Origin of the sequence: Streptomyces sp. NPDC059909, from assembly GCF_042730885.1 — a bacterium.
Lineage (GTDB): Bacteria > Actinomycetota > Actinomycetes > Streptomycetales > Streptomycetaceae > Streptomyces.
The window spans coordinates 1-3,950 of sequence record NZ_JBHWKX010000177.1 but is presented as its reverse complement, the minus strand read 5'-3'; the positions used below and the strand labels follow the sequence as shown (position 1 = coordinate 3,950).

3 protein-coding genes are annotated in these 3,950 nt (G+C 67.7%); 2 read left to right on the top strand and 1 reads right to left on the bottom strand.

Features of this window, described 5'->3' with window-relative positions; translation table 11 throughout:
- Nucleotides 1-122: 122 nt before the first annotated feature.
- The gene (locus ACFV9O_RS39845) at nt 123-503 is read left to right on the top strand and encodes a hypothetical protein (protein ID WP_385427871.1); all 381 of its coding nucleotides are present in this window, start codon (nt 123-125) and stop codon (nt 501-503) included.
- Here ACFV9O_RS39845 and ACFV9O_RS39840 read toward each other — a convergent pair.
- Nucleotides 475-2,229: a hypothetical protein gene (locus ACFV9O_RS39840; protein WP_385427868.1), complete on the bottom strand. Its 1,755-nt coding sequence runs from the start codon at nt 2,227-2,229 to the stop codon at nt 475-477. The genes ACFV9O_RS39845 and ACFV9O_RS39840 overlap by 29 nt on opposite strands.
- A 468-nt stretch (nt 2,230-2,697) precedes the next feature.
- Between ACFV9O_RS39840 and ACFV9O_RS39835 the strand changes: the two genes are divergently transcribed.
- Nucleotides 2,698-3,780 carry a MerR family transcriptional regulator gene (locus ACFV9O_RS39835; RefSeq protein ID WP_385427866.1) on the top strand — a complete coding sequence of 361 codons (1,083 nt, stop codon included), beginning with the start codon at nt 2,698-2,700 and terminating at the stop codon, nt 3,778-3,780.
- Nucleotides 3,781-3,950: the final 170 nt, after the last annotated feature.

The window sequence follows — 3,950 nt, the reverse complement described above, 5'->3', positions numbered from 1 at the left end:
AACAGGGCAAGAACCTGCTCGACGTGGTTACCCAGCTCTTCGACGGCCGAGGAGCCTGGATCCCCATTCCAGCCTGACCACCAAACCAGTCACGTGCGGAGAACACCGCCAGTGCGGTGTTCATGCTGGGCAACTGGGCGCTGATGGGGCTCGACGCGGTGGAGGCCGTGTACCGGGAGCGCATGCTGTTCCAGCAGCAGAACGAGGCCGAGGGGTACGTGACGTGGAAGACGCCGTGGATTCCGGTCTGTTCATACACCGTGACGGACACCTCCTACGGACTGTGCGTGGACGGGGACAGCGGCACGGTGTGGGGGTGGGAGGAGATCGCGGTGGTGACTCCCCGGTTCGATTCGCTGACCGATTACCTTGAGGAGATGGCCGACGCGCTCGAGGCGCCTGGCCTGGTGGTTGGGCCCATGCCGGGCGTGGCCCGTGGCGCTCTGCTGTGGGGCGAGCCCTCCGACCCTGCCGTCAAGGACGCGTGGGTTCCGCTGGCCTGAGGCCACGCGACGGGGGCCGGTCGTGGTGACCGGCCCCCGCTGGATGTGGTTCGGTGTTCCCGGTCAGACCTTGCGCCAGGCGCAGGTGGTTGCCGCGCTGGTGCAGTGCGCGAAACCGGGGTTGCATCAGCCAGTAGTACGCCCCGGCCGCCGGGTTGAGGTTGGTATCGACGGTGTAGGTCGGCTTGAAGAACGGCAGAACGCAGCCGGGTGCCGCAGAGCCCGAGATGTCGTCGCAGCGGGGGGCAAGCTCCCGCACGGATGTCACGCCGCTGGTGCCGAAGTCCGCAGTCGCGGGGTTTCCGCCGGCGTCCACAGTGGCCGTGATCGACCAGCCGAGGTCGATGGTCTCCTTGCCGGTGCCGTTCCACTGCGTGGTCACGTTGCCGCGCCGGATGCTGTAGGGCGTCCCGTCGGCGATGCTCCAGTATCCGGTGGAGGGATTGTTCTGGTCATCGGTCCACCGGGCGTTGGAGGTGACGCAGGAGGAGCAGTTGTTGCCCACGTTCCACCGGAGGGTGACCCCTTTGAGGACGGCGTCGATGTGCTGCGGGGTGATGACGATCTGCTGGTCGAACTCGGCGAAGTTGCTGCCGCTGTCGCTCTTGGTGGGGTAGGTCTTGATCCGCTGCTCGATGTTGAAGGTCGCGGTTCCCAGAGCGGGCATTTGCGGGTCGGTGTCGGTGAAGATCAGCGTGCCGCTGCCGATGCTCTTCAGGCAGGCGTCGGTGCGGTTCATGTAGTCCTTGCCGGACGGCTTGTCGTAGCACCAGTCCACCAGCTCGGCGGCGGGGGCGGCGGTCGCCAAAGCCAGGTACGGGCTCTTCTTGTCGTTCTTGTCCGGCGGGTTCAGCTCGACGCACAGTTTGTGCCCCTTGGCGTCGGCCTTGGAGCAGTTTCGCTTGGTCCCCGGCTTGGCGTCGCTGGTGGTGTCGGGACTGACCTGCGGGCGCTTGCCCCTCTCGGCGGTTTTGTCGCCGCCACCGTCCCGGCTGGTGGCGGCAGCGGTTGACAACGCCGGGCCGGGGTCGGTGCGCGTGAACTCGACCTCGCTCTGTGCCACAGGGTTGATGGTGGAGGAGGTCTGCGGCGCCGGGAAGGTCACGTAGGGATTGATCTTGAAGTTGGCCCAAGGAGACCAGGCTGTCTCGTACAGGCTGCCGTCGTAGGCGGAGGTGTGGAAGGTGTAGGTCACGCCCGGCTTGAGCCTGCCGTACTCGACCTTGACCTGTGCGGTCTTGCCGGAGGCCACGTAGCCGGAGACCAGCACGCCGTAAGGGTTGGCGTCGGTCAGCTTGACCTGGGCCTTCGGAGTGCCGTCAGGGTTGGTGGTCCACACCTCGAACGTGAGGTTGCTGGCGTCGCCGTCGGCGTCGGTGACGGTGTTGCGCAGAACTGTTTCCGGGGCGATGACGTTCCAGGTGCTGCCGTTCTTGGTGAACTTCGGGCCGGCCGAGGGGGTCTTGCCCGACACGGGGCGGCTGCCGGCGGCTGCGGCATCCTCAGGACCGGCCGCCGGCCTGGACGACGGGGCAGCAGCAGGGTCCTTGCCGGGGGTGAAGTCTGCGGCAGTCGCGGTCGTCGACCCCGCGAGCACGACCACGGCCGCGGCGCCGATGGCGGCGCGGCGCACGAGCCGGAATAAGCGTATGCGTCTCAAGTTCGCATCCTTCTTGAGGGAATATGCGTTCGAACGCAAGCCCATCAGACGCGCGTTCCGGCTCATAGGACGCAGATCATGGTTTAACTTCGCATAGAGCAAACCGAGTTGACTGCCTCCCAGAAGGTTTCGTGGCCCTCATGGGGAGTTACGTCGGCAAACTGCGGCGCCGACGCTGGACTTTGCGTCTGGGGCCGGAGAAGGGAGTCCGCGGCCGAGCAAGGCCATCGCGGACGCAGCGCTGAAAGCTACCGTCGGTTACGTGCTCCCTGTGTCTGCGCCAGCCTGCAGGGCTTCGACGCACGGTCGCCATCCCCGTGCCCATGACGGTCGCAGCGTCATGGACCCCATGGCCGATCATGTGACTTCAGGGTGGGGAACTGGCTGACCGTCGATGGGGCCACCATGTTCGTCACTGACTCGGCTTGGCTTCGGCCGGTCCGGGCGATTTCCCCACGGTCGGGCATTCGGGCGGAAGTCGTGGTTGACCCTCGACCTGGTCAAGGGTTCAGAGTTCCGGGTGTGGAGAGCGAGATGCGCAGCATTGGTGAGATGGCGCGGGACAGCGGCCTGGGCGTGAGCGCGCTTCGGTTCTACGACCGTGCCGGTGTGCTGGTCCCTGCGTGGGTGGATCCGGTGAGCGGCTACCGCTGGTACGCGCCCGAGCAGCTCGAAGAGGCCCGGGTGCTGGCCCATCTGCGTCGGGCCGCAATGCCGCTGGCGGACATCCGGCTGGTCCTGGCCGGGTGGTCCAGTGCGGACACGGACCTGGTGCGCAAGCTCCTTCAGGCGCACTTGCGCCGTCTCGAGCGGGGGCTGTCCGATGCCCGCAGTGAGTTCTCCACACTCCGAGCGCTACTCGATCACAGGGAGAACCCCATGACTTCGCTCCGCACCGCCAGCGTCCGGACGTCCCTCTCCGCGGCCGAACTCGCCGCCGCGCTGGACGCGGTCCGGTTCGCGGTCAGTACCGACCCCGAGCTGCCGATGCTCCGCGGGGTCCTGCTCGACATCGAGGGCGAGGCGCTCCATGTCGTGGCGACCGACCGATACCGGATGGCTGTCGCGCAGGCAGTCACCGCCGGGGATGGCGGCCACCGCGTGCAGGTCGTCGTGCCGGCCCCACTCGTCGACGCGATGCGGGCGCTGCTGAGCGGCGAGGAACCCGTCCAGCTCACTGTGGACGGTGACCGCGTGACGTTGGAGACCGGGGACCGTCAGGCGGCCGGTCAGTGCCTCGATCACGACTTCCCCGATTACCGCCGTCTCGTCCACCTGCCCTCCGGGCGGCAGGCCATCGTTGACGTGGCGGTCTTCCGGGAAGCGCTGAAGACGGGCCCCGTCCGCGCGAGCGAGATCCGCGAGCAGGACGGCGCGTCCTACGACCTGAGCGTGCTCAAGGCGGCGGACGACGGCACGGTGATCATCTGTGAGGACGGTGACGACGACCAGAACCGCGTTGCCGTCAACCGCGAATTCCTGATGCAGGCGCTCGCCGCCGGCGCCCGGGACCACCTGATCGTGGAGTTCGGCGCCCCCACGGCGCCCCTCGTGATTCGCCGACCTGACGACGAGGACACGTTCTCGCTGCTGATGCCGGTCCGCCTGGAAGACTAGGAGCGCGTCTCAGTAACCGTCAGCTGGCCGGGAGGTCCTGATCGGCGGGATCGTTCACGGTCGCCCGGTCAGCGCCTGTGGGGCCGACGGGCGGGTCGGTCGGGCCGGGATTTCTGCCCGCTGAGGCCGGGGCGGCCCGGATGGTCAGCCGATCGCCGCGGCGAGGCCCG

Excerpts from the sequence above, each read along its gene's own strand:
- ACFV9O_RS39835 (WP_385427866.1), top strand. The coding sequence starts at position 2,698 with ATGCGCAGCATTGGTGAGATGGCGCGGGACAGCGGCCTGGGCGTGAGC.
- ACFV9O_RS39845 (WP_385427871.1), top strand. The coding sequence starts at position 123 with ATGCTGGGCAACTGGGCGCTGATGGGGCTCGACGCGGTGGAGGCCGTG.
- ACFV9O_RS39840 (WP_385427868.1), bottom strand. The coding sequence starts at position 2,229 with ATGAGCCGGAACGCGCGTCTGATGGGCTTGCGTTCGAACGCATATTCC.